The organism is Ensifer sp. 4252 (assembly GCF_050434565.1).
Classification (GTDB): domain Bacteria; phylum Pseudomonadota; class Alphaproteobacteria; order Rhizobiales; family Rhizobiaceae; genus Ensifer.
Genome location: NZ_JBNDIU010000041.1, coordinates 1 through 26,163, shown reverse-complemented (window position 1 = coordinate 26,163; position 26,163 = coordinate 1). Strand labels below are relative to the sequence as shown.

19 protein-coding genes and 5 pseudogenes are annotated in these 26,163 nt (G+C 58.8%); 18 read left to right on the top strand and 6 right to left on the bottom strand.

Annotated elements, in window-relative coordinates:
* Window positions 1-476 precede the first annotated feature (476 nt).
* The 3 genes and pseudogenes from ABIE33_RS34420 (at window position 477) to ABIE33_RS34410 (ending at window position 2,409) form a co-directional block, all read left to right on the top strand.
* A complete protein-coding gene (locus ABIE33_RS34420; protein ID WP_429133412.1) occupies window positions 477-1,223 on the top strand; it encodes an SDR family oxidoreductase in 747 nt (248 codons plus the stop codon).
* 74 nt (window positions 1,224-1,297) lie between these two features.
* A pseudogene (locus tag ABIE33_RS34415) lies at window positions 1,298-1,722 on the top strand (alpha/beta fold hydrolase); the annotation flags it as partial.
* 246 nt (window positions 1,723-1,968) lie between these two features.
* A complete protein-coding gene (locus ABIE33_RS34410) occupies window positions 1,969-2,409 on the top strand; it encodes a hypothetical protein (RefSeq protein WP_429133410.1) in 441 nt (146 codons plus the stop codon).
* Window positions 2,410-2,489: 80 nt separating this feature from the next.
* Here ABIE33_RS34410 and ABIE33_RS34405 read toward each other — a convergent pair whose 3' ends face one another.
* The gene (locus tag ABIE33_RS34405; protein ID WP_429133408.1) at window positions 2,490-3,242 is read right to left on the bottom strand and encodes an SDR family oxidoreductase; all 753 of its coding nucleotides are present in this window, start codon (window positions 3,240-3,242) and stop codon (window positions 2,490-2,492) included.
* A gap of 292 nt (window positions 3,243-3,534) precedes the next feature.
* Between ABIE33_RS34405 and ABIE33_RS34400 the strand changes: the two are divergent.
* The 4 genes and pseudogenes from ABIE33_RS34400 to ABIE33_RS34385 form a co-directional block, all read left to right on the top strand.
* A pseudogene (locus ABIE33_RS34400) lies at window positions 3,535-3,671 on the top strand (cytochrome o ubiquinol oxidase subunit IV); the annotation flags it as partial.
* 184 nt (window positions 3,672-3,855) lie between these two features.
* Window positions 3,856-4,494 carry a response regulator transcription factor gene (locus ABIE33_RS34395; RefSeq protein ID WP_429133420.1) on the top strand — a complete coding sequence of 213 codons (639 nt, stop codon included), beginning with the start codon at window positions 3,856-3,858 and terminating at the stop codon, window positions 4,492-4,494.
* 315 nt (window positions 4,495-4,809) lie between these two features.
* Window positions 4,810-5,253 carry a carboxymuconolactone decarboxylase family protein gene (locus tag ABIE33_RS34390; RefSeq protein ID WP_429133406.1) on the top strand — a complete coding sequence of 148 codons (444 nt, stop codon included), beginning with the start codon at window positions 4,810-4,812 and terminating at the stop codon, window positions 5,251-5,253.
* 67 nt (window positions 5,254-5,320) lie between these two features.
* On the top strand, window positions 5,321-6,082 hold the full coding sequence (locus ABIE33_RS34385) for an SDR family oxidoreductase (RefSeq protein WP_429133404.1): 762 nt from the start codon (window positions 5,321-5,323) through the stop codon (window positions 6,080-6,082).
* Between the two features lie 101 nt (window positions 6,083-6,183).
* Here ABIE33_RS34385 and ABIE33_RS34380 read toward each other — a convergent pair whose 3' ends face one another.
* Window positions 6,184-7,077, bottom strand: a complete 894-nt coding sequence (locus tag ABIE33_RS34380) for a LysR family transcriptional regulator (RefSeq protein WP_429133402.1) — start codon at window positions 7,075-7,077, stop codon at window positions 6,184-6,186.
* 574 nt (window positions 7,078-7,651) lie between these two features.
* Between ABIE33_RS34380 and ABIE33_RS34375 the strand changes: the two genes are divergently transcribed.
* Window positions 7,652-8,620: an alpha/beta fold hydrolase gene (locus ABIE33_RS34375; RefSeq protein WP_429133400.1), complete on the top strand. Its 969-nt coding sequence runs from the start codon at window positions 7,652-7,654 to the stop codon at window positions 8,618-8,620.
* A gap of 131 nt (window positions 8,621-8,751) precedes the next feature.
* On the opposite strand, the gene ABIE33_RS34370 is transcribed toward ABIE33_RS34375, so the two are convergent.
* Window positions 8,752-9,669 carry a hydrogen peroxide-inducible genes activator gene (locus ABIE33_RS34370; protein ID WP_429133398.1) on the bottom strand — a complete coding sequence of 306 codons (918 nt, stop codon included), beginning with the start codon at window positions 9,667-9,669 and terminating at the stop codon, window positions 8,752-8,754.
* A 167-nt stretch (window positions 9,670-9,836) separates the two neighbouring features.
* On the opposite strand from ABIE33_RS34370, the gene katG reads away from it, so the two are divergent.
* The gene (katG, locus tag ABIE33_RS34365; protein WP_429133397.1) at window positions 9,837-12,011 is read left to right on the top strand and encodes a catalase/peroxidase HPI; all 2,175 of its coding nucleotides are present in this window, start codon (window positions 9,837-9,839) and stop codon (window positions 12,009-12,011) included.
* A gap of 834 nt (window positions 12,012-12,845) precedes the next feature.
* The gene (locus ABIE33_RS34360; protein ID WP_429133395.1) at window positions 12,846-13,121 is read left to right on the top strand and encodes a hypothetical protein; all 276 of its coding nucleotides are present in this window, start codon (window positions 12,846-12,848) and stop codon (window positions 13,119-13,121) included.
* Between the two features lie 211 nt (window positions 13,122-13,332).
* Here ABIE33_RS34360 and ABIE33_RS34355 read toward each other — a convergent pair whose 3' ends face one another.
* Both ABIE33_RS34355 and ABIE33_RS34350 read right to left on the bottom strand, forming a co-directional pair.
* Window positions 13,333-15,186: an adenylate/guanylate cyclase domain-containing protein gene (locus ABIE33_RS34355; RefSeq protein WP_429133418.1), complete on the bottom strand. Its 1,854-nt coding sequence runs from the start codon at window positions 15,184-15,186 to the stop codon at window positions 13,333-13,335.
* A 285-nt stretch (window positions 15,187-15,471) separates the two neighbouring features.
* Window positions 15,472-16,541 (bottom strand): annotated as a pseudogene (locus ABIE33_RS34350) (PAS domain-containing sensor histidine kinase); the annotation flags it as partial.
* Between ABIE33_RS34350 and ABIE33_RS34345 the strand changes: the two are divergent.
* From ABIE33_RS34345 to ABIE33_RS34310, 8 genes and pseudogenes are all read left to right on the top strand, one after another.
* A pseudogene (locus tag ABIE33_RS34345) lies at window positions 16,436-16,935 on the top strand (TetR/AcrR family transcriptional regulator C-terminal domain-containing protein). The pseudogenes ABIE33_RS34350 and ABIE33_RS34345 overlap by 106 nt on opposite strands.
* Before the next feature lie 124 nt (window positions 16,936-17,059).
* Window positions 17,060-20,128, top strand: coding sequence for an ATP-binding protein (locus ABIE33_RS34340; RefSeq protein ID WP_429133393.1), 3,069 nt, complete (start codon window positions 17,060-17,062; stop codon window positions 20,126-20,128).
* A gap of 43 nt (window positions 20,129-20,171) precedes the next feature.
* Window positions 20,172-21,350, top strand: coding sequence for a YcaO-like family protein (locus ABIE33_RS34335; protein ID WP_429133416.1), 1,179 nt, complete (start codon window positions 20,172-20,174; stop codon window positions 21,348-21,350).
* Between the two features lie 8 nt (window positions 21,351-21,358).
* Entirely contained in the window at window positions 21,359-22,126 is a 768-nt protein-coding gene (locus tag ABIE33_RS34330) for a TfuA-like protein (RefSeq protein WP_429133391.1), read from the top strand.
* A 35-nt stretch (window positions 22,127-22,161) separates the two neighbouring features.
* Window positions 22,162-23,346: a hypothetical protein gene (locus ABIE33_RS34325; RefSeq protein WP_429133389.1), complete on the top strand. Its 1,185-nt coding sequence runs from the start codon at window positions 22,162-22,164 to the stop codon at window positions 23,344-23,346.
* Window positions 23,347-23,362: 16 nt separating this feature from the next.
* The gene (locus ABIE33_RS34320; protein WP_429133415.1) at window positions 23,363-24,037 is read left to right on the top strand and encodes a hypothetical protein; all 675 of its coding nucleotides are present in this window, start codon (window positions 23,363-23,365) and stop codon (window positions 24,035-24,037) included.
* A gap of 495 nt (window positions 24,038-24,532) precedes the next feature.
* Window positions 24,533-24,710 (top strand): annotated as a pseudogene (locus ABIE33_RS34315) (transposase); the annotation flags it as partial.
* Window positions 24,711-24,840: 130 nt separating this feature from the next.
* A complete protein-coding gene (locus tag ABIE33_RS34310; RefSeq protein ID WP_429133387.1) occupies window positions 24,841-25,773 on the top strand; it encodes a ribose-phosphate pyrophosphokinase in 933 nt (310 codons plus the stop codon).
* A 237-nt stretch (window positions 25,774-26,010) separates the two neighbouring features.
* Here the strand turns inward: ABIE33_RS34310 and ABIE33_RS34305 are convergent.
* Window positions 26,011-26,163, bottom strand: a 153-nt coding sequence (locus tag ABIE33_RS34305; protein WP_429133413.1) for an aldehyde dehydrogenase family protein, incomplete at its 5' end; no start/stop codon positions are given.

Below are 26,163 nucleotides of genomic sequence, written 5' to 3'. Positions count from 1 at the left end.
ACCTGTCTCAACGTCCATTAGTCCCTCCTAAGGTCTGAAAGAGGGACCAGTTTTAGGTGTCGCTACCGGACCAGTTTTACATGTCGCCTGACAATACGGACCTGCGCTGATATTGGCCTATTGCGTGGTCCGTCTGCGGTCGTCCGGCAAGCGCGGACCTCAGTGTGATGCCTGCATCGGTCGAGGATTGCGACGGTGCCGTGGCCGAGGGGCCTGCTGAACTCACTCCAATATGCCCGACCATGACGGAGTAAGGGCGCGGGAGGTCGGCGAGCGGATGCCTTCAATTGCTTGCAGGTCCGTCAATCGAAATTCAGTTCCCAATCCGACGGCTCGTCCCCGTCGACCCTCGATGCATCCGCAGCGGCAATTGGGCGCCATTACGCGCCGTGGGGAACACATCTTGTTCCCCACGGACGGCTAATCGCATGCCAAGTCGGCGTTTATCTCAGACGCGTAAACACGGAGATCCAAAAATGAAGTTGCTTCAGGACAAAGTAGCCATCATCACGGGCGGCAATAGCGGTATCGGCAAGGAAACCGCGCGGCTGTTCGCCAGTGAAGGGGCAAGGGTCATAATAACCGGTCGGCGACAAAGTGTTGTTGACGCTGCTGTGGAGGAAATCGGAAACGGTGCGGTCGGCTTTTGTGGCGATGTAGCCAATACGACCGACCATCAGCGCCTCGCAGCGATGGTCCAGGCGCAGTTTGGCCCGATCGACATCTACATGGCAAACGCTGGTGTGATAGACCTCTCGTCATCAGCGACTGTGACGGAAGAGGAATATGATCGCCATTTCGCGATCAATACGCGCGCTGCCTTCTTCGGTGTGCAGACAATCGCTCCCCTCATCCGCGAGGGTGGCAACATCATCGTCACGAGCTCTCTCGCAGCAACTAAAGTCTTGCCTCAACACACCGTCTACGCAGGATCGAAGGCAGCGCTGGCGGCATTCGCTCGCAACTGGGCCATTGAGTTCAAGGAGCGCAAGATTCGGGTGAACATCCTCAGCCCTGGGCCAGTCGAAACGGAAATTCTTGGAAAGCTGGGCGTCGGTGAGGCCGAATTCCCCGCGTTCGAACAGCAGATGTCCAACCTTATTCCCGCCGGAAGGCTAGGTCGTCCCGAGGAACTCGCGCGTGCAGCCCTCTTCCTGGCGGCGATGGGTACATTCGTCAACGGAATCGAGTTGCTCGTGGACGGCGGAATGTCGCTCACCTGAAACCGCTGCAACCGGCTCCTAAATTGCTTCGGGAGCCGGTTTGCGCCCACCACAGTTCGTGAGGCCGGCAGATGGCACTGGTATTCGTGGCTGCATTTGCCCCGGAGATCGGGGAGTCTGCGATAGACCTCTCTGGCAAATTCCCGGGCAGCACCCTTGCTCCGGCTCTCGCGGATCCAGTGCCGCTGGCCGCCAATGCGGGTAAGGACCTCTATATTGATCAACAAAAGTTTCCGGCACAGTTTGCGGCGGACGTACCGTGGCGGAGGCAAAATTGATGGCTGCGATCCAGCGCCCAATCACCGACGCGGCTTTGGCTGAGCCTGCTCCGCAAGCGGCATGGAAGGAAAAGCCTTCGTGGTTTATCTACGGAGATGCCGATAAGAATATTCCTCCGCATGCGCTGCATCGGATGGCCGAACGCGCAAACTCCAAGAAGACGATTGTTGTCAGCGGCGCGTCGCATGTCGTTATGGTCTCGCATCCCGGCGAGGTTTCTCATCGAGGAAGCGGCTTTGACGAAGTAATGCTGCTCTTGACCAGCGTTGGGACACCCGGCACTGGTCGTTTCCGGAGGAGCCATCGTGTGAAATCGCGTTGAGCTGTTCCGATGCCCGCTCGTCCGCTTGTTGACTTATCGGCGGCTCGTCGTGGACCGCTACCACCATCTCCTAAACCTTGGTTTGGGAGGCCCCGCCCAACGCTCGGTGTTACCCTGTTCCTGATCGAAAGCAGGAGACAAGAAATGAAACCCCTGAAATACTCCGTCTTTGTTATGGTGTGGTTTAATGTTTTGCTCGCCGCTTGGCTATCAATACACATGCTCTACGACCCGGAGGGATGGTATTACTTCGTCCCCGGAGTGACCGATACGGGCTTCTACAACCAGCATTTTATTCGGGACATCGGCATCATCCAGGCGTTCGTCGCCCTGGCATTTGCAATCGGCTGGGTCAGGCCGGTCCGACGAATTGAGCTTTGGGGCGTTGCGACGCTCTGGCTGATCGCACACGCCGTGTTTCATTTCTGGGAAGTGGCGGTCGGGATATGCTCCGCATCGGTTATCGTACGGGATTTTCCGGCAGTGAGCTTGCCGGCACTTTTTGGCATCGCCGCCACAGCCTGGGCATGCACTCGCGGGCAGCAATCGGCCCCTCTGCCGAACGCGAATAGGGCCGTTTCTTGAACTGGCAGTGCCAATCATAGGAGAAGGCGGCGCACCGTGCCCGTCTTCTCCTTGTCCGAAACTGCGATCCTTGACGTTCTCTAGGCCGCAATGCTCTGGGAAAGCCAGTCATGGAAAAACAATTTGCCGGACATGGTTTGCTTCATGGGCAAAAGACCGTCTGGCGGCAAGGCCACGCCGAAATATGGTGCGTCCTGATCAGGACTGACTAGGCGATTGTCCGCAGTGGCAGTCAGTAATTCACGGGCCAGCTCGGAAAGTTCGATAGATTCAGGTCCGCCAAGTTCGAGGATCGTGTTTTGCGGCGCGTCAACTGCTAGTTTTGTCACCCAGTTTGCCGCTTCATCTGCAGATACCGGCCGCACGGCGATCGACGGCAGCCGCAAATCTCCGTTGACTGCCGAAGCGTTCACGATCCCGCTGAAAAACTCAAAGAACTGGGTGGAACGGACGATCGTGTGGGGCAACCCGGAGGATCGGATCAGGTTCTCCTGGACGAGTTTGCCGCGAAAGTAGTCGTTCTCAACCAAGCGGTCCGTTCCGACGACGGAGAGCGCCAGATAGTGCCGGACTCCGGACGCCTTTGCTGCACCCAGCAGGTTTTTTCCCGTTTGCTTGAAGAAGGTCAGTGCATCGCCTTCTCCGAAAGAGCCGGAGTTTGTGACATCGATAACGACATCGACGCCCTCCAGTGCAGCCCCCAGACCTTCGCCCGTAAAGGCATCGACGCCCGTCTTCTTTGACGCTGTAACGACGTCCTGCCCATCGTGTTGCAACCTGCCAACGATCCTCGAACCCATCGCGCCGCTCGCGCCGATCACAGCTACTCTCATGTCGAACTCCATCCGATAGATATCAATCGGATGATATGCCTTTGGCAGGCGCGTTCGACTAAACGAAGTTATGGGTTGACCGGCGATTGTTCTATTCGGGCGTTCCAGTTTCGCGGGTGTCCACTGATCGCTGTACCATCTTTCGGAGACACCTCAGCGGCGCCGTGATGGTCAACGCAAACCAATGTTTGGGATGTTCCGGTCTCCGACAAAGGGTATCTGACGATGCGTGAGCCTTTGCCGGGTGCGACCTGGTCGTCATGTTGCCGTCCGGCGATATTGCGGCGCAGCAGGCGGCTGGACGATGATGGCACTGATCTTCACGCTCGTTATCATCGGCATCGCGCTCGCCGGATCGCTCTGGGCATGCACTACCTCAACGTCAACATTATGCCGATGGCCCACGAGATGATGAACAACATGCCCTAGGGTATAGGGCCTCCTAGACCAAGGTGTACGGTCACGAGCGCCCTGTTCCGTGTTAGACATTGCTTCAACGGCAAGAGAAACCGTCATGACCGTCGCTGTGCGCGCGGGTTCGAACCGCCGGCCGGGCAACGCCATATCTCGAATGCGTGGCCGGCCGCGCGCGACAAAAATTGGGGCCACTCTGATGCAACACGCTCAAGCCAAGGCGGAAGACTGTGGCGAACCGATTGTATATGTCGTTGACGACGACGAGGCGATGCGGGAAGCGTTGCTTGATCTCTTCATGGTAACCAAGAAGCGGGCGACGGCATTTTCTAACGGTCCCGAATTCCTGGAAACGGCCGACATCCGTGCGCCGGGTTGCCTCGTGCTCGATTTCCGAATGCCAGGGGGAACCGGCCTCGATCTTCAGGAGCGCCTTTCGCTGGCTGGTAGTCGTCTTCCCGTGATCTTTCTAACGGCTCATGCGGACATCCTGACGAGTGTAAAGGCGATGAAGGCAGGGGCCATGGATCTTATCATCAAGCCTTTCGTCAATCAGGATCTTCTTGATGCGGTGGATCGAGCTATAAGGCTCGACTCTGAACGGCGGAAGGTGGACGCGGAACTGGATCGAATTCAATCGTTGGTCGACACCCTCACTCCTCGCGAGCATGAGGTGATGTTTGCCGTGGTCAGCGGGCTTATGAACAAGCAGGTAGCGTATCAACTCGGTATCAGCGAAATGACTGTGAAACTCCATCGCATGAGCCTCATGCGCAAGATGCAGAGCCGATCGCTGGCGGACCTCGTTCGGAAGGTCGAGCAGGTTCGACGGAGCTGATTGAGTGACACCAGATAGCGGGCAGGGTTGCGGAGCGGACGGCTACTGCGGATCGCTGTGCCGTTGATCTAGTTATCCGTCATGTAGTTGGTTCCCTCCTATCAGAAACGCATTGATCTTCGCCAGTATCAATTGTCGATCAAAGATCGGCGCGTTCCTGGCTGAGAAAATACGTGTGCCAAACGAACTTGCTCACGTGCGCTCGAACATCCCCAAACTTACGTTTAGCTATGACCCAAGTGATAATTCCATAGATTTGCATTTGCCTACTCCCACACCAGTGGCCAATCGGTTTAAAGAATTGGGAATTATACAATGACACGGCGCATCAACTTCGCGAAGGAATCGCCGGATCTCATGAAGAAGTTCATGGAATTCGTGGTGGCCACCAAAGACAACGCAGTCGCGCAGCTCAACAATTGCACCTTCTGCCTCGACATGCATATCAAGCAGGCGAAGATTCACGGCGAGCGTGAACTGCGCCTTTGTCATCTGGCATCGTGGCGTGAATCCACGCTTTTTGCTCCCCGAGAACGCGCGGCCCTTGCATGGGCAGAAATCGTGACGAACCCGCCGGAACTCGGCGTTCCGGACGATATCTATGAGCGCGTTCGTTCGCAGCTCAGCGAGAAGGAAGTTTCCGATCTCACCTTTGTCGTGATGTCGGCGAACGCGTGGACCCGCGTGAATACCGCGTTCAAGACGGTACCGGGGTCGTGCGATGCCATGCTCGACCTCCACAAGGCAGACCTGAAGTAATCGAAGTGGCGTACCAGGTCGGCTGGTGCGCTTTCTCGTGGGAATTCTCATGTTCAAGGAGCGAACTATGAAGATCGTCGTTATTGGCGGAACCGGCCTCATCGGTTCGAAATTGGTGAAGCGCCTTCAGGCCAAAGGGCATGACGTCATTGCAGCATCGCCGGCGTCCGGAGTGAATACGATCACCGGCGAGGGGCTCGCAGAAACCCTGGCCGGTGCGCAAGTCGTGGTGGACGTCGCAAACTCGCCGTTGTTTGAAGACAAGGCGGTCATGGATTTCTTCCAGACATCCGGGCGCAATCTGATGGCCGCAGAAACGGCGGCCGGCGTGAAGCATCACGTCGCACTTTCGGTCGTCGGAACCGAGCGTCTTCAGGCAAGTGGTTACTTTCGCGCGAAACTGGCTCAGGAGAAGATTATCAAGGACTCGAAAATTCCTTACACGCTGGTTCACTCAACGCAATTTTTTGAATTCATGTTCGGTATCGCCCAATCCGGTACAGAGGGCGATAAAGTTCATCTCTCGCCGGCTATGATGCAGCCGATCTTGTCGGATGACGTGGCCGGTGCTCTCGCCGATCTGGTTCTTGGCGAACCCCGCGATGCTGTCGTTGAAATTGCAGGCCCGGAGCGCATCAAGATTGCAGATGCCGTCACAAAATATCTCCGCCAGATCGGAGATAACCGGGAGATCATCGTTGATAACCAGACGCGGTACTTCGGCGCTCTTCTCGACGACACGACCCTGATGCCCTCCGCCGGTGTACGTATCGGTGAAGTTGCCTTCTCGGACTGGGTAAAGACGGCTACCCCGCCGCCGGTGCGCTGACGTCTTTTTTGCCGGAGCCGATCGCGGCTCCGGCTCCGCCTCGCATCCGCGCAAGTTAGCTCCCTAGTTGCTCGAACATAAGTAACCATCAAGATCCCTGCTCACTTGCGGGAGGATCGCATCACCGTTGCTATGAAATCGGTAAACAGTTGCAGGCGGAAGCTCGGCAATCTGCCCGACGCGTGGACAGCTTGAAACGGAACGGTTTGCAACTTCAGTTGCGGAAGTAGCTCGACAAGCAGACCTCGATCGAGGTCTTCTTGGACAATGCGTTTTATCAGGTGTGCAGCACCGACGCCGCTGAGCGCCGCGTCGCGAATAGCAGTGGCTGAATCCAGATCGACCCTGCCTGACGGAAGGATACTGCTGCCGTCCAGAAAGCTGATGGGATAGGGTTTGCCATCTGCAATATATCGCGCGAATGGAAGTTTTTTCAGATGGCCAATGCTCTCGATTTTCCCATGCTTGTCGAGAAGGGAAGGGGATGCCACGAGCGCCATGTCGAGGTGCGAGAGTGTCTTGCACATCAGGCCGGCTTGCTCGACCTGGCCGACTCTAAAGGCCACGTCATAGTTTTCTCTCAAAAGATCGACGTGCCGGTCGGTCATACCTATAGCCAATGAAATCTCCGGGTATCTTGGTATGAAATCGGTGAATATCGGCTCAAGAATCATCCGCCCGAGTTCGCTGGGCAGGCTGGCGCGCAGATGACCTGCCGGCGCTCGATAGGACTGAACCGCATCTGCCGAACTGTCGATCTGCTCGAGCAAAGGCATTACCTTGTCGTAGAAGGCTTCACCTTCCGGCGTCATGGCTAGAAGGCGGGTAGATCGTCGGAACAGATGTACGCCTAACAGGCGTTCCAACCGAGAGATGCCTTTGGAAACAGATGATGGCGTCGCCCCCAGGCTTTTCGCAGCAGCGCTGAAGGAACCTGCCTGAACTGTGCGTACGAATGCTATCAGTCCGGTTGCTTCCCTCAGCAGACCAAGCATTGTCGCAATCTCCGAATTGAACCTTCTACGCTCCGTTCGTCGGCGAAGCGCTAACACGTCTTATCGCGCGCTGCCTCCTCGAGACATCAAACAGAAGTTAGGGTTGCTTTACATTTGTCGGTAGATTTCTCGCTTCGCCACGCAAGCGATGGTCTATTGGCGTCCGATGGCCGCCTTCATTGAACGTAACTCCAGAAGCGCCGTCGGGCCCGCAAGGGCGCAAGCGGCGATCATTTGCTCTGGTCGCTTGGATGTCTCGCGGGACCCTCTCGATTTCCATGTGAAACCCTCGGAGCAAGCGAACTTGGGCGAAAGGGCCGCTGCCTTCGATATGCATCTACCGGCACCGGACCCGGGCCTATCGATATTTACAGAGCTGGCATTTTCCGGAACCGCCTTACTCAGAGGAGGGGCTAAGTTGTCTCGTGTACACTTAGAGATACGAAACTAACGTATAGCTACAAACGATCACTTCGATTGATACGGTATGTCGCCGGATTGGTAGATCGATGAACATTATACTGTGAAATCTACACGGCGTAGTTGCTGATATTTCCTCGAATAGGAGACTGACATGAATCCGGGTTCCATAACGCCGACGCGGCGAGATATGATGACAGGCACATTGGGGCTTGCTGCCGCAACGGCAGCGGTAGCCGTCAGTTCGGCGCGGGCCGAGGAACCCGCAACGGAGGCGGGACATCGGTCCGCTGGCGAATACGTCCCATCGAAAGACGGCACAGCAATTTTCTACAAGGATTGGGGGCCGAAAAGCGCCCAGCCGATCGTCTTCCATCACGGATGGCCGCTCAGCGGTGATGATTGGGACGCCCAGATGCTCTTTTTTCTCGGCAAGGGCTTCCGCGTCATCGCGCATGACCGTCGTGGCCACGGTCGCTCCGCCCAGGTAAGCGATGGACACGATATGGATCACTATGCAGCGGATGTTGCTGCGGTGGTGGAGCACCTCGATCTCAGCAACACGGTTCACATCGGCCATTCCACCGGTGGTGGAGAGGCGGCCCGTTATGTGGCCCGCCATGGAAAGGGAAGGGTTTCCAAACTCGTTCTTGTTGGGGCTGTTCCGCCGATCATGGTCAAGACGCCGGCCAACCCTGGTGGCCTTCCGATCGAGGTCTTCGATGGCTTGCGAGCTGTTCTGGCCGCCGATAGGTCTCAGTTCTACATCGACTTTGCAAGCGGACCCTTCTACGGCTTCAACCGCGAGGGAGCGAAGCGTTCTGAAGCGACGATCCAAAATTGGTGGCGCCAGGGCATGACCGGCGCCGCGAACGCTCACTATCTTGGCATCAAGGCTTTCTCTGAGACGGACTTCACTGACGATCTGAAATCGATCGATGTGCCGACCCTCGTTCTCCACGGAGACGACGATCAGATCGTGCCGATCGCGGACTCGGCCATCCTTTCAGCAAAGCTCCTGAAGAACGCGACGCTGAAGATTTATAAAGGCCTTCCCCACGGCATGGCGACCACGCACGCCGACCTTATCAACAAGGATCTGCTGGATTTTATCACGGGGTGAATGATGCGAGAGGGTGCCGCCGGCACCCTCTTATCTCTCGAAGAGTACTCGTATCAGCAGGGATGCCCCATAACGGTCTGGAACCTGCGATTGTCTGTTGCCGCTATGCCGATGACTGACATAACAGTTCCTTACGGGGCGCCATCCATCTGTCTCTGCCTGCTCAGTCCGGCTTCGCGCACGATGTCGGCGATCCGAGTGAACTGCGTCGACAGTGGATTGGTCTTTCGCCAGGCCATCCCGATCGTTCGGGTGGGACGAGGGCCGGTAAGCGGCGACACGCAGACCGAAGAGGACCGCGTTTCGGTCTCGATGGCCATCTGCGGGATAAGCGTCACACCTATGCCCGCACCCACCATCTGAACAAGCGTCGAGAGCGAACTCCCTTCCATTACATCGCGCGTCGATGCGGTCGTGATATTACAGACAGACAGGGCCTGATCCCGGAAGCAATGCCCCTCCTCCAGCAGAAGCAGGCGCATCTCGTGCAGCCTGTCCGAAGCCGGCACCGGCTTTTCCGCATCCGCCAGTGGCCGTACCAGCACGAACTCCTCTTCAAAGAGCGGGATTTCCTCCAGGGCAGACTCGGAAATCGGCAGCGCGACAATGGCGATATCCAGCTTCGCTTCCGCCAGATCCTCGATCAGTCTTCGTGTGATCGCCTCACGCGGTCGCGGATCGAGCCCCGGATAGAGCTGTGTGAGCGCCTTTATGATGCTTGGTAGCAGATAGGGCGCTACCGTTGGAATGATGCCGAGGCGAAGGCGGCCCGCGAGCGGTCCGTGCGCAGCCCGTCCGAGGTCTTCCAATTCGTCAACAGCGCGCAGGATAGCGCGGGCACGGCCAACAAACTCCTCGCCCAGACCCGTCAGCCGTATGCGGCGCCCACCTCTTTCCACGAGCGGTGCGCCGAGCAGTTCCTCCAGTTCCCTGATCTGCACGGACAGCGCGGGCTGCGAGATGGCGCAGCTCTCCGCGGCGCGGCCGAAATGGCCGATCCGGGCAAGGGCTTCAAAATAGCGGAGATGTTTCATGGTTAGGCCATTCATAACCTCAGCATATCGCTGCCTTTAGAATATACAATTGGAATTTATGGAATCGGCTTGTTATTCATTGGTCACTTGGAAGACGCTTCCGGCGGCGCTGACCCAAAAAGTGTGCCCGCGAACCCCTTCCAGTGTCCGTAGATTGAAGAAAATCCGTTGGAGGACCAAAAATGGATACGAAGACAACCGCAACCGGCAAGTGTCCGGTCATGCACGGCGGCGCCACGGCTCTCGGCAACTCCGTCATGGAATGGTGGCCCAACGCGCTCAACCTCGACATCCTGCACCAGCACGACAGCAAGACCAATCCGCTGGGAAAGGGCTTTAACTATCGCGAAGAACTCAAGAAGCTCGACGTGGAGGCGCTGAAGGCGGACCTGCGCGCCCTGATGACCGACAGCCAGGAATGGTGGCCGGCCGACTGGGGTAGCTATGTCGGCATGATGGCGCGCGTCACCTGGCACGCCGCCGGCTCCTATCGCGCCGCCGACGGCCGCGGCGGCGCCAACACCGGTAACCAGCGCTTCGCCCCGCTCAATTCCTGGCCGGACAATGTCAACACCGACAAGGGTCGCCGCCTGCTTTGGCCGATTAAGAAGAAATACGGCAACAAAATCTCCTGGGCCGACCTGATCGCGCTTGCCGGCACCATCGCTTATGACGTCGCCGGCCTGAAGACCTTCGGTTTCGCCTTCGGCCGCGAGGACATCTGGGCGCCGGAAAAGGACGTCTACTGGGGTGACGAGAAGCAGTGGCTCGCCCCGAGCGATGGTCGCTACGGCGACGTCTCCAAGCCCGAGACGCTGGAAAACCCGCTCGCTGCCGTGCAGATGGGCCTCATCTACGTCAACCCGGAAGGCGTGAACGGCAGGTCCGATCCGCTGGCGACCGCCGCGCAGATGCGCGAGACCTTCGCGCGCATGGGTATGGACGATGAGGAAACCGTTGCACTCACCGCCGGCGGCCACACCATCGGCAAGTCCCACGGCAACGGCAACGCGGGCGACCTCAGCCCCGATCCCGAAGCCGCTGGCCCGGAATTCCAGGGCCTCGGCTGGCTGAACACCAAGGGTCGCGGCATCGGCCGCAACACGGTCGTCTCGGGCATCGAGGGTGCCTGGACCTCCGAGCCGACGAAGTGGGACAACGGCTTCTTCGAGATGCTGTTCAAGCATGAATGGACGCTGACCCACAGCCCCGCGGGCGCCTCTCAGTGGGCGCCGATCACCATCGCAGAGGAAGACAAGCCGGTCGACGTCGAGGATGCCTCGATCCGTACCATTCCGATGATGACCGATGCGGACATGGCACTGAAGGTGGACCCGGTCTACCGCGAAATCTCGCTGCGTTTCAGGAACGACTTCGAGGCCTTCTCGGATGCCTTCGCCCGCGCCTGGTTCAAGCTGACGCACCGCGACATGGGTCCGAAATCCCGTTATCGCGGCCCGGATGTGCCGGCAGAAGACCTTGTCTGGCAGGATCCGATCCCGGCCGGTCGCAGGGATTACGATATCGGGGGCGTCAAGGCGAAGATCGCGGCATCCGGTCTCTCCGTCTCGGATCTGGTAACCACAGCGTGGGACAGTGCCCGCACCTTCCGCGGTTCGGATTTCCGCGGCGGCGCGAACGGCGCCCGCATCCGCCTTGCCCCGCAGAGGGACTGGGAGGGCAATGAGCCGGCGCGTCTGGCCCGTGTTCTTTCCGTTCTGGAGCCGATCGCCGCGGCATCGGGCGCAAGCCTTGCCGACGTCATTGTGCTCGCCGGCAACTACGGCGTCGAGCAGGCGGCAAAAGCCGCAGGCTTCGACATCGAGGTGCCCTTCGCTGCAGGGCGTGGCGATGCGACGGCCGAGCAGACGGACGCGGACGGCTTCGCCCCGCTCGAGCCGCTCGCCGACGGCTTCCGCAACTGGCAGAAGAAGGACTATGTGGTGAGCCCGGAAGAGCTGCTGCTCGATCGCGCCCAACTCATGGGCCTGACAGCACCGGAGATGACAGCACTCGTCGGCGGTCTCCGCGTCATCGGCACGAACCATGCCGGCACAGCGCACGGCGTCTTCACGAGCCAGGTCGGCGCGTTGACGACGGACTTCTTCGCCACGCTGACCGACATGAGCTACCAGTGGGTTCCGACCGGCAACAACCTGTACGAAATCCGCGACCGCAAGACCGGCGCGACCAAGTACACTGCGACACGCGTCGACCTCGTTTTCGGCTCGAACTCCGTTCTTCGCGCCTATGCGGAGGTTTATGCCCAGGATGACAACAGGGAGAAGTTCGTCAAGGACTTCATTGCGGCCTGGACCAAGGTCATGAACGCCGATCGTTTCGATCTGGCTGCATGACCCCTGGGATTTCCCAGCCAACGCCTTCCCCCGTCAAACGGGGGGAGGCCGTCGGATCCTCCGTCTTTTGAGGTCTCCGCATCCACTAGGCTAGGAACGGCTTGCCGGCTCCTTCGCCGGTTTCTCGGATTTGACACTCCGGCCTGCGGGCATCTTTCCAGCCCCCTCCCGCGCGTGGGCCTCCGGGCCGGCGACGATCGTGCCAGGTTTAGAACTATCCCGGCGATCGTTTTCTTTCGGGTTGTGCGCTTCAGCCGCTTTTTTCATGGTTGCGGTTCCTCTGTTGCAAGACGCAACCTCAACGGCGGCGCCGAAGTATGGTTCCGTGCCATCTGAGAAAATGCGGATCCGGCTGAAGCGGATCATTCCCGAGATGTCCATTTTTGTCGCAACTGACCAGCGCTTGAAACGGTGGTGAGCGCCAACCGGGGTAAACCGGCCGTCGGCCCACCCCGCCGCCTTTCCTGTCAGCCGACCGTCGGCAGCGGGTGTGGCATGCCGCCGTTCGTGCGGCTACCGGAGCGGGTTGGTCGCGCCATTTCGGACATTCAGAGGCCGGAGCACGATTATTCAGGAGCTGCTGAGGTTCCCTTCAACTTGTGCTATAATTGTTGGGATGGAGAGGTGCGGACAGAACGGGAGTTTCGATGCCGTTTTAGCGTCCTTTAACGAGGGAAGACTTCGTTCACTCGCAAGTCGGTACCCAAGCGGCTCACTTGCCGGAGGATCACATGGCGAAACTCACCGCTGACCAATACATAGCGGCGTCGGCTGCGCGACTTGCCCATCTCACGCAGACATACGCGATCACTTTCTTCACCCAATATCGCGACCATGTTCGCGATCCTTACTTACGCATCATCAGCGGGACTAGCCGCCAGGTTCGCGCTCGCGACGATTGTGGTCGCAATCACGGCTTACGGGGTCTTGGCATCCAAGGCCGCCTTCGATGACTTAAAGGCAATGCTGGACGATGCCGTCGACGACTTCTCGGGCAGCAGCTTCGGTGCTCACTTGAAGCAGATACCTACGGCGCTGTTCATCGGAGCAAGCGCCATCCTCGTCGTTGCAATGGGGGTGACGCAGCTGTGGGCGATCATTTCGGCTTGACGGGGGCTGATCTCGAACTGCGTTTCTTCTGTTCTCCATTCCTCTGCTGCATCGCATTGGACCGAAAGCCGCGGCTATGACCTTATGTTTTCGTGAGTTCCCTCGGAATTCTCGTCGCTTGCTTCTTGGCTGGTACCGATAGCGGCATGCAAATGGAGTGTTTGGCATTTGCTGGCGTGTCGTCACAAACAACCCCACACCAAGCTTCCAGCTACAGAACGGTGGGACGCCCCATAGCCGTAGGGCCAAAACAGGCCGGCGCGAGCGCCGTGACTTTGCCAAGCTGGAGAACCTCTGTCGCTTCGCCGCGACCGCGCAGCCTATGCTCCCCCATCGGGATCGTTGTGAAGCTTTCGTCGAGCCTCGAGGCAGTCTCTTTGGAAAGGGTGATGCAGGCCGGCGCATCTGGCATCGACAGCTTGCCCACTTCCAGGAGCCGCTGGCTGATGTTCACAGTATCGCCCACGATTGTGTAGTTGACCCGGTCGGAAGCTCCGATATTGCCGACAATGACAAGGCCAGTGTGGATGCCGATGCGCACCCGTAGGGGTGGCCGACCTTCCGCCGCTCCTTTTTTGTTGTCGTTCTCCAGCTCTTCGCGGATGGTTGCCGCTGCACGGACGGCTGCGGCGGCGTGATCCTCCAGGTGATCCGGGGCCCCGAAGAATGCCAGCATTCCGTCACCCAGAAACTTGTCGACTGCACCGCCGTTCGCGTCAACCGCGCGGCAGAGAATGCCGAAATGATGGTTGAGGAGCTTCCCTGCAGAGGCAGCATCCATCTGCTCCGACAGCGTTGTAAAGCCGGCGATGTCGGTGAACATGACGGTGACGATTGCTTCGCGCGGTTCGGCGATCCCGGTCTGTCCGGTGCGCACCAGCTTGGCGACAAGAGAACGCGGCACGTAGGTGGAAAACGCACGAAGACCCACAAGCATCGCATTGAAGGCAGATGCCTGCTCGTCCAGTTCCAGCACCCTGCTGCGCGGCAGCGGCTTTATTTCGTCAAGTTCGAAATTGGCAACGCGCGAGGCCTGGCCCGCGATCTCCTGAACAGGACGTGACAAACGTCTGCCCAGCAGCACCGCTACGACCACCGCCGCAACCATCGCGCCCAGCCCTAAGAGAGCCGATCCCATGACACGTTCAATCTCGTCGCCAATTTGCCTAGCCTCGAAATACGCTCCGATCGTCCAGGGCCGCTCACCATAACCAGTGATCTTGCGTGTGATGGCGACATAAGTGTCCGCTTCCGCCAGTGAGATAAGTGCGCCTTGCCCGTCGGTCCGAATCTCGGCAACCTCAATATCGCGGCCGCGCTTCGCGCTGAACTCCGTCTGCGTCGTCCGCTCGCTGTATCGCGCGAGAACCGGATCGCCGAATGCAGCAAGCGGCGTCAGCGGCAGCATGCCCGAATTCGGATCGGCCAAGCGAGGGTCCGCCAAGATGGTTCCGTCGCCATCCAGAATGAAAGCATGCGTACCGAAGCGAGAAGACAGTTCTCGCGTGATTTCCGACAGTTTCTGCAATTCCACCGCGGCGATCACCCAACCCCGCGTCTCGCCATCGCGTTCAAGCGGGGCCGAAACGTTGGCGAACAGGCCATGCTCGTTGGCCACGAACGCGCCCCACTGACGACCAGTGAGCTGCCGCCGGTTTTCAAGGGCGGCTCGGACTTGAGGAGATTTCTCAGGCTCTGCCGGAATTTGCCGGATCTCTCCGGTCGGAACGCCGCGCGCGCCACGGACCGCGCCTCTGCATTCCAGGTCGGTGGTGCAGACCAGCATCGCATTTGCGCCGGGCGTCGCCGAAAGAGCACCAGCCAGCGCGGCCGACATCGTCGCTTCGTCGATCTGGAAATCGCCCTGGGCATAAAGCTGTGCGACGCCGTCCACCGCATTCTCGGCGCCTCCCATTTCGGCACGCAGCCAGTCTTCCATAGCATCGACCAGGAGAGTGGATTGAGCGCCGAGCAAATCAAAGGTATTGCGAACGTTGGCACCCACCGACAACGCCAAAACTCCACCCACTGATACAAACACCAGCGCGCCGAAACTCAATGCCATGAGGGCTGCGATCGGGATTCGGCGCCATCTCGTTCCGGGCCGGGCTGCGTGCGATGATTGCTCGGAGGTGTTCATGCACGCAATGTCGTCAAGTACCCAGGATTTGCAAGCCCTCCCATCCCGCGGAAGCGCCGACATCCACCTCATGGTGGCGTAGATAGGTTTTCCAGGTGGCAGAGTGCAGACGGTCGCCTCTGCGGTAGAAGTCGTCCTGAATGGGGTTCGGCGCGCCAGGAAATGCAGAACGTCTATTGTCCGTCTTGCAAGTAAAGGCACCGTTGTCGCCTCAACCGGCAGCGCGAAGATAAACGTCGCTCCATGCGGTTCGTTGTTCTCCGCCCATAATTTTCCGCCGTGGGACTCGATAATGGACCGGCAGATCGCAAGTCCCATGCCCATGCCGTAACATTTCGTCGTAAAAAAAGACTCGAATATCCCGTCGGGAAATTCGATGCCCGGGCCGCGGAGCGCCGCACACGCATCCGAAGGACCCTGTGGCTTGCAATGGACTCCATCGCCTCCATGCCGTTGCGAACGAGATTGATCAGAACCTGCTGGACCTGGACTCGATCGACCGCGACGAGCGGCAGGTCGTTATCGACTTCGACAACCATGCGGACGCGACGCCGCGACGCCTCCTCGGCCATGAGGTCTCGCGCCTCTGCAACGAGGTGGCCGAGCGCCATCGGATCCCTCGTTTCCACGGATTGCCTGAACAGGGCGCGGATGCGGCTCACCACGTCGGCAGCGGCGTTTGCAGCACGAGTGATAGACTCTACGGTCTTCTGCGCCCGCTCGATGTTCGGCGGTTCCGCCGTGAGCCACCGCTGGCAGGCGTTCGAAGAGGCAACCAAAGCCGTCAACGGCTGGTTGACCTCGTGGGCGATGGATGCAGAGAGCTCGGCAAGGCACGCCGCCTGGCTTGCGCGCGCGAGGTTTTGCTGGGTGAGGCACAATTCTTCCTGCGCCTGCACCGCGTCGTGAATGTCGAGGGAAACGCCGTACCACTGCAGGATCTTTCCGTCTTGATCGCGCAGAGGCTCGCACCTGCCCTCCGTCCAGCGATAGGCGCCATCTTTTCCACGCCGGCGATAGTGCATGACGAAGGCGTCGCCGGTCTTGATGCAGTTCGCTGCCCTACGCTCCACTTCGGCAGCGTCTTCGGGATGAACCAGCTTGCACCACTCCTGCGAAATCCTCGAAGTGCGCCTCGGAGAGGCAGAATGGTTCAGACATCGCTTGCTGACGTATGACAGCTTTCCTTCGGGCGTCCAGCTCCAGATGTGGACCGGCAAGGCGTCGGTCAGTTGTTGAATCTCCCGTTCGCTTCGGCGCAGCGCCTCTTCGGCATGCATTTGATCGTCTATGTCGCGACACAGAAGAGACCCTTACAGCGTTTGGTCAGCGCCTCATGAGCCTTTACGTTTCGCCCACCGTGATCGGGCTCTACCGGATTGCCATCACCGAGGCCAATCGCTTCCCTCAACTTGTGAAGTTATTCTATGAACAGGGGCCGAGCAGGGCCAAGTCCCGCCTCGCTGAGATCCTTGAACTTGCCACGCAACGGGGGACATTCGGACGGATGACTGCTTGCGCTTAGCCGGGCACTTCGTCGGCATGATCCGCGACAACCTGTTGCCGGTCATTCTCGGACTTTGCCCGCCGCCTTCGGGCGATGAAGCACAGCAGACGGTGGCTTCCGCTGTAGAAATCCTCCTGAATGGGGTACGGCCTCGCGAGTGCCGCTAACCGATCCAATGGCCCCTCGTCGGTAGGGCCGCCACAGTGAATCGCCGCGCCTACAAGCGAACGCCGCTCGCCTATGCTATATATTTTAGGGGTTCAGCATACACGCGAGCGGCAGGAGTGGCGGATGCTCGAAAGTCGGGTCAACAAACCACGACAACCGACGAAACCTTCGCGTCGCAAGGGACGCCCTTCCGAATATGTGGGCGAGCGGCGGATCGTCACCGCCCTCTGTTATGATCTGGTCGGGTCGACGAGACTTCTCCACCTGCTCGACATAGAAGACTATCAGGAACTGATCGCTGCATTTCAGAATGCGGCGAAACAGTCGATAACCTCTCATTCCGGCGTCATGCAGCTTGAGGCCGGCGACGGCGGCGTGGCGCTCTTCCCGATTGAGCTAGGTGCGAAGGATGCGGCATCGCTCGCCATTCGCGCGGGTCTCGGGATCGTCGAAGGCTGCGCGCGCGTTGGCCGGGAAGCCGGGCGCGACGACGTGCACGTTCGCGTCGGGATCGCGACATCCGTCGCTCTTATCCAAGAGACGCAGGAGGAGAAGGGGGAGCCGGTTACGGGTGCTGCACTGGCGATAGCCACCCGTCTGGAAGAGATCGCCGCACCAGACACCGTTTTTGTTTCGGGGGACACGCGCGACCTGGCCGGCAGGTCGCATGCTTTCGTGTTCGAAGGCGCCAAGACACTCAAGGGCTTCACTGTGCCGGAGAAGGTGTGGCGTGCACTCGGACACAAGATCGAGGTCGACAGGTTCTACGCGTTCGGTAGCCTTGGCGGCCGCTTCATTGGCCGCGAAAGCGAGTTGAGCACGATCGCCGCCTGTTGGGAAAGGGTCTCCGCGAAGGGTGGCGAAGTACTTCTGCTCGAGGGAGACGCAGGCATCGGAAAGTCACGCCTTCTGCGGGAAGTGCGCAAGATGACGCGCGACCGTCGATCCGGGCTTTTCTTCTTTCAGTGCCTGCCCGGAGGGCATCGTTCGACGCTGCATCCTCTGTTGAACAGCTTTATGGGTGCAGCGTCTGGACAAGACGGTCAGCTGGGCCTGTCGGCTTCCGCTGTGACAACCCCCTTGGAACGAAACGGCATTCGCGACGCGGAAACGATTGAAACATTCGCGTATCTGCTGGGTGCGCTGGGACGAAATCAACGGCTCGCCGATAACGACCCCAAGGCCATCCGGGAAAAGGCTCTTCGCGCCGTGTTTCGGGCGCTCGCAGCGTTGTGCGCGAATGGGCCGATCGTCCTGGCGGTCGAAGATATCCACTGGATCGACCCAACCTCCCGGGATTTGCTGGCGGAAGCTGCTCGGGTTGCTCGCCAACTTCCGATTCTCCTCGTCGTGACCTCACGTCTCGGGTTTGCGGCGGACTGGCTGGATGCGGCCAACCCCACGCGTCTGACGCTGCTTCCGCTTGATCGGGACGAAACACGACAGGCTATAGAGGCAAGGTGGCCGGAGCACAGGCAGGCCATGCTTCCTGAGCTCTATGATGTCATCGAGAGGATATCCGGCGGCGTTCCACTCTTCATCGAGCAAATCTGCCAATGGGTCTCGGAGAACGTTGCCGCGGACACTATGAGCCTATCGGAAAACGTTAAACCCAGCCATGTGTCCGCATTCGAGGAAATATTGGATGCACGCCTCAACCACCTGGGCACGGCCAGGGACGTGGCGCGAGCGGGAGCAGTTGCGGGCACCCGGTTCACGCTATCGTTGCTTCGCGCACTGCTGCCAGGACTTGGCAAGACGTCTCTGGCCAAGGCCGCAGAGACCCTGAGCGATTCGGGGTTTCTGGTGAGGATCAGGGCGCGGGGGCATATCGCCTATGGTTTCCGGCACGTATTGATTCAGGAAACGATCTACAATGCGCTCTTGCGCAGGCAGCGGCAGGCATTGCATCGGCGACTGTTCGCAGCTGTCAGTCAAAACCGCCAAATGGCTGCTTGGATCGACACCGGAACACTGGCCGAGCATGCGGAGCGTGCGGGGCATTTCGAAAGCGCAATCGAACTGTACACTGTGGCAGGGAAAGAGAGCTCTAGCCGATCGGCGATGGTAGAGGCGCGCAACTATCTGGAGCACGCCTTGGCGATTTGCGGCCGATTGGGCGAGGGACATGCGATTGAGCCATTGCAGCTGTCCGCGCTGACGTCGCTAGGTCCTATTCTGACCGGCCTTGTCGGACTGAACTCGCCGCCTGCACGCAAGCTCTATGAAGATGGCGTGGCCATCGCCCGCCGACAGCCGATGGAGGATCAATCCAGATGGTTTCCGATCTATTGGGGGTGGTGGCTCACAGGCTCGGATTTTCGCGTTATGCACGATCGCGCTCTGCAAGTGAGGGCAATGCTGGCCGGGGCGAAAGATCCGGAGGTGGAACTCCAGGTCAACCATTGCATCTGGGCCATTGATTTCAACCTCGGCAACCATCGAGAGACCCAGGATGCGATTAAGGCGGGACTTGCGCTTTATGACGAGCGAGCGGCGAAAACCAGCCGAACGTTATTTGGCGGCCATGATGCCAAGGTCTGCGGTCTAGGGCAACTGGCCCTTTCGCTATGGCTGACAGGACAATCGAAAGCATCGGATACGGCTCTTTCGAAGATGGTCGCTTTCGCTGACCGGATATCACACGCGCCGAGCAAGGCGCATTCGCTTGATACGGAAGCGGTGTCTGCGTTCTACCGGGACGACTATGGGCGTCTCACCGAAATTTCCAAGAGAATGGCAGACTTCGCGAGGTTGCATGAGATGCAGTCGCTGTCCGGCCTGTCATTCCTCTTCGCCGGTTGGGCTCGCGCGCATGAGGAAAGCCTCCCGAGCGGGCATGCGATGTTTCGCGAGGGGCTGTCGCTCTTGAGAAGCCTCGGTGCCGTCGCAGATCTGCCGATTTATCTCTACATGCACGCCACACTGCTCGGGCTTGCGGGCAAATATGACTCGGCGGTCGAGGTCACGAATGACGCGATCGAAAAGGCCAAGGAAACCGGCCATGCCTATTGGCTCGCCGAGCTTTACCGCCGCCGCGCCGTTCTTCATGCGCGGGCCAACGCTACCAAGGATCCCATTGTCGCCGACCTGCGCTCAGCCGTGGAAATTGCCGAGAGCCAGGGAGCAAAGGCGCTTCTAAGGCGGGCGAGACATTCAATCCAGGAGCTTGGCGTTGCCCTTAAGCGTTGAACCAACGGCCCAAAAAACGGACCATCCGTCATGCCATGACGGGATGCTCGCGAACTTGCGCAGCGCCATTATTTCGGGACTTCACAAACCCCTGTCGCCACCCGCAGGTCCCGAAGAGGCCGATCAATGCTTGCGTGCGATTCTACCGCTCTGCCGTCATGCGCGCATAACACGGCTGGGTGATCTGACCGGACTTGACCGGATCGGCCTGCCGGTGGTTCAAGCCGTTCGACCCGCCGCCCTCTCTGAAGTCACGTCGCTCGGGCGGGGCCTTGCCATGGCGGGAGCGGCGGTGGGGGCGATCATGGAATCGCTTGAGCGGTTCTACGCCGAAGCCATTCCCTCGGAGCGGGTATTTTCCGCGACGGCGGATGAACTGAAGATCGCTGACGGCCTGTTTGAAAATCTTCTGGCACCTGGTCGCCGGGGGAACTGGCGGGCAAGGACGATACCCTGGATCACGGGCATCAACATCACGGCCGGTTTCCCACAATCGGTCCCTCTGGAACTTGTTCACACCTGCTACACGGATCCGCCGCCCGCAGATGATGGTCTGTTCATGCGCACGACCACGGGTCTCGCCTGTCATATGACTGTCTTCGGCGCGTTTCTGCATGGATTGTTCGAATGTATCGAGCGCGACGCTATCGCTCGTGCATTCGCCACCCACGGCTTCTTCGATCGAATGCGCATTTCCCCGCTCGGGTTGGGTGACGGAGTTGATCACATACTGTCCGTTGTGGGCGAGCACCATATTTCCTTCGGCCTTTGGCTCGTCCCTTCGCCAGCAAACGTCCCGGTGGTCTGGTGCCAGACGATCGAGACAGGCCCCGGCGAGCCGATCCTTGCTCTTCCGACCGAGGGTTATGCGGCGGGACCAAGCATCGCTGCGGCGGCGGCGAGCGCGATGCTCGAAGCGTTGTCAGCACGGGCCGGGGCGGTATCGGGCGCGCGCGACGATCAAACCCGGGCGCATTACAGACGCAGCACCGATGCGATCGTCGCCAAAGCCCGCCAGCTTATTCTTGTGGACACGTCCGGGTTGCCACGCCCGGCAATTGAAGCGCGCGCCGTTTCGGATCTCGGCTCGCTCATCGACAGGGTCCTATCCGCCGGCATGGGGCCCATATTGGCTGTGCCGGTGGGAGCGGACGTCGAAACAGGTGTTCAGTGCGTAAGAACCATCCTTCCCGGAGCCAGTCCCTTTTCCATCCTGCGGTGAGTGTTCACATGGTCGATGCGAGTGAGGAAGGTCCAATCCTGGTGTTTCTTGGTCCGACGCTTCGGTTGGCCGAGGCGGCGGCGGTTCTCGACGCCATCTACCTGCAACCCGCCGCGCAAGGCGACATTCTGCTTGCCGCCCACGCATTCCGCCCGCGGGCGATGGTCTTGATCGACGGCCAATTCGAGGACAGGCCGGCGGTCCGACACAAGGAAATCCTCTGGGCGATGGCGCAGGGGATCGTCGTGATAGGCGCGGCAAGCATGGGCGCGCTCAGGGCGGCGGAACTCAGTGAATTCGGCATGATCGGTGTCGGCCTGATCTACAGGTGGTATCGGCGCTGGCGGCTTGCTCCCGATGATGCGGTCGCCGTTCTTTCGGGGCCGCCGGAGCTCGGCTTTCTTCCTTTGACAGACGCACTGGTCGATCTCCAACGGTCGTTTGCCGGCCTGACACGCCGGAATTTCATAACAGCCGCCGAGCGCGACTTGCTCACAACAATTGCGCGAAACACGAACTTTCGAGAGCGTCGGTTCGAAGCGATTTTGCGGGATGCGGGGTGCCCGCAGGAGAGATTCAAAGAGCTGCGGAAGGAAATGGTGGGACAAAAAACACTGGACGCCCTCCTGGCACTGCGAAGCGCGCGCGCCCTTGTGATGCAGAAAAATGCGGGGCGTGTGAACAGCGCGTGGGTCGCAACGAACACCTTTGTCCGGGATCTTGAGGCGGGCGGCATTGACTCAAATTTAGCAAACACTTATAAATTGAATCCTTAATTGAAGATTTTTCAATCGAGGGGGGCAATTGTGCGATGCGTCTGCTTCGGGACGATGCCCTCGACTCTGGAAATGTGCGTGTCGGCACGCGCTTCTGGATTTTTCCCCAGCCACCCTTCATTCCCGGATACGAGCAGCCCGATCGAGTGTGGCTGTCGATACCGCGGGATGAAATCGGCGAGGGCCCCAGCGACCTCTCCATGTATGTCGCGGATCCGCTCTATGGCAAGCAGCCCTATGGCCTCGCGAGCTGGCCGCCATTCGACGGGGCAAGGCGTGCGCCGGTGAGGCCGGGGCCGGACCGTCACTTCGACAACATCGATCCAACCTCCCGTCCGTTTCTTGCCGTTCACGCCTACGCCTCCGTGCGTTTCGTTCTCGACATCTGGCAGAGTTATCTGGGGCGACGGGTCCACTGGTTCTTCGATCAGACCTTTCCAAGGCTTGAAATCGTTCCATTTGTCGATTGGGACAATGCTCAAGCGGGCTACGGCTTTCTGGAACTGGGTCGTTCCGACGTCGATGGCATTCTCAGACCTTACGCGTTGAATTTTGACACGATCGCGCACGAGGTCGGGCATCTGATCATGTTGTCGGAGATGGGCGTGCCAACCGCGACATCGCCTGATGGCGACTTCTTTTCGTTCTCCGAAGCCTTTTCGGACTGTGTTTCGCTGATCTCGTTCCTGCATTTCGATTCCGCGATCGACCGGCTTCTGCGGCGAACGAGAGGCAATCTGCTGCTCTACAACGAACTGAACCGCTTTGCGGAAACGAGCCCCGAGACGCAGATCCGCCTGGCGACCAATTTCCGGCAAATGTCCGCAGTTACCCGCGAGGTGCACGACCGCGCGCTGCCGTTCGTCGGCGCCATTTTCGACAGCATCGTTGCGCTTTATCATCGCGATCTGGTTGCGAATGGTTGCGCCGACAGGCGGCTTCTGGATGTCGATCTCCGGGAACTGGCGCAGGACGAATTTGACACGTTTCGCCAGGCGACGGCGACGGCATTCAGCACCAAGCCATTGTATTTCAAGCTGGCACTGACCGCGGCCCGCGACGCGGTTGGCGCGGCACTTGCTACCTCGTTGAGAACGCTTGATCCGAGCACGCTGCGGCTGGACCAGGCGGCAGGCGCCGTCATTGCCGCAGCGGACGGGGCGGCGGCCGAATTGCTCGAAGAGAATTTTGCATGGCGTGAAATCACCGCTTCAAGGTGAGCCAAAGGAGGGAAAGATGAGTGGTTGCTGTGTTAATCCTGTTGTTGGAGATGTGCAAAAACTAAAAGATATAATTGACTATAAAGATTATCGCCCAGGAGATATTAGGCTATACGGGAGACCTGCGGAATTTTTTGAAAGCCAGAAGAAAGATGAGAAGGTTAAAGAGGCTATCTATGAGCTTGATAGGAAAATAAATAGCATTGGAGGCGATCGTATTGCCGAAGACATTGGAAAGCTTATTGAAAGGCTTATAGAGGAGCTTGAAGAGTTTTTAAAGAAAAGCTCTGGAGTTGTAGGTGACGGAATAACACTCGTGGTATTTGATGGAGATTATTATAATTATCTTCCGGTTGGTCTGAACGTTCCCAGGAATTACATTAATAGCATTGGCGTCATTTATGGTTATGCGTATGAGGGGCATTGCTACAAGCTGCCAAAACCGCAGATCATGTGCCTATCTGAAAGACCGTCGAAAATCACCAAAGGCGATTGCGGCTGCGATTGTGGATTTGACCCTGCATACGGCTATGCCGTTTGGTCGATCGACAAGCTCGAACGTGCCATATCTCTCGACATCCGCGCCGACGATCTCAAGACCTTGGTGCTGGACGAAAACCTGCCAGGCAACCGGTCGCCGCTCGCCTATGCGCAGACGATGGCGTTGGCCCCACAACGGTACCAGGACTAACGGGAACGCCCCTGTTGCCGACGCTCCGCAGCGCTGCCGGCAGCAGGATGATTTCCGTGGACTGAATATCGGTCATCTTCGACGACTGCCGTGAAGGCAAGCCGGCGCGCGCTCTCATTTGGTGCCCCGAATGATCGCATAATATCGTCCGGAAGCGGCGGTTGTGCCGGTTGCTTTGGGCTGGAAGCCAAGTCTCCTCGCTGCCGTCGCTCCTTCCGGCCGGCAACGGCTTTGCGCCCGAATGGACGAAGGATCGTACGAACCGCAATATCGAGCTTAAGCCTGTGCGCGGCGTCGAAATCAAGATCTGTCCGCCGCCATAGACGACATCATCGACATTCCCGGTCGCTGGTGTGACCGGGCAGATGAAGGGAGCAGAGGTTCACGAGTACGCTTCCCGGATATCTTCCCCCAATGCGGATACCTACATCAAGGTTTGACAACAACCGTGGCTGACTGGCCAGCGAAAGACGGTGTATCTGTGGTCGGCTGGGCGGCTCGAACGAAAACACCAATCGATTGCTGCGCCAATATCTCCCACGTGGCACAGACCTATCTGTACACAGCCAAGCCAAACTCAGTGCTATCGCAAGGCAGCTCACGTCCGAGAAAGGCCTTGCTTTATAAGACCCCAGCGGAGAGGTTCGCAGAGTGTGTTACAGCGATCAGTTGAATTCACCGCCCAAACCGGTCATTCCGCAAAACTCAGAAGCGCGCTGTTGTGATTCCACACGCAAGGCTCTAAAGGTGCCTGCGAACTTTAGTGTCTGCTCCCGAAGGCTCCTTGAAACAGGATCGCGCTAATGAAGCTGGTGACCGGTAACTCCAACCGAGCCCTTGCCGAAGCCATTGCCAACTACCTAAATCTTCCCCTCACAGACTGTACGGTCAAACGCTTCGCCGACCAAGAAATCCACGTTCAACTCCATGAGAATGTGCGCGGCGAGGACGTCTATATTCTCCAGTCAACAAGCGCCCCGGCCGATGGCAATCTCATGGAGTTGCTTATCCTGACCGATGCGCTGCGCCGCTCATCTGCCCGTCGTATCACGGCCGTGATCCCCTACTTCGGCTATGCCCGTCAGGATCGTCGTGACATTGGCCGCACTCCGATTTCGGCGAAGTTGGTAGCCAATATGATTGCTGGTGCAGGTGTCCATCGCGTCATAACGGTAGATCTCCATACCGATCAGATTCAGGGCTTTTTCGATATTCCGACTGATAATCTTTACTCAGCGCCGGTCATGACCCGCGACATTGAGGAGTACTACGACACCAAGAACTTGATGGTCGTTTCGCCCGACGTGGGCGGCGTAGCGCGAGCTCGCGCCATCGCCAAGCGCATTGGTGCCGATCTTGCGATCGTCGATAAACGGCGACCCCGCGCAGGGGTGTCGGAAGTTATGAACATCATTGGTGATGTGTCCGGGAAAAGCTGCCTTCTGATCGACGACATAGTAGATAGCGGCGGGACGTTGATCAACGCGGCTGAAGCCTTGTTGGAAGCTGGTGCCAAGGAGGTTTCGGCTTATATCACTCATGGTGTGCTTTCCGAAGGTGCCTGCGAACGCATCGGTGCCAGCAACCTCAAGGAATTGGTCGTGACCGATTCCATTAACGAGACCGAAGCTCAACGTCAGACCCCCAATATCCGACGCATCATTATCGCGCCTTTGATTGGCGAAGCCCTCGCACGCACGGCCAAGGAGCAAAGCGTTTCAAGCCTTTTTAACTGATTTGATGCATGGCGCGATACCAATAGCAACGGCCGCAGTTGGCGCATAGTTGCCATGCCTATCAAGGCTCTTGGTCCTCCCCGTAACGGTACCGATTGCCATGATCGACCCCGTCAGTTGAGCGAACGCCTTAGCGACAGACGATTGGTTGGGATGCAGATCATCCGCCACCGCGCTGATGCCTCGGCCGTAAACGCTAAACGTCAGTCAACGGAATCGACCTGAGTGGTCTCGGACTTACGTTGCTGTGTAGGCCGTCTTGACGGTTGTGTAGAATTCGGCGGCATAGCGACCTTGCTCGCGCGAGCCGTGGGAGGAGCCCTTGCGGCCACCGAAGGGCACGTGGAAATCGACGCCGGCGGTCGGCAGGTTGACCATCACCATGCCGGC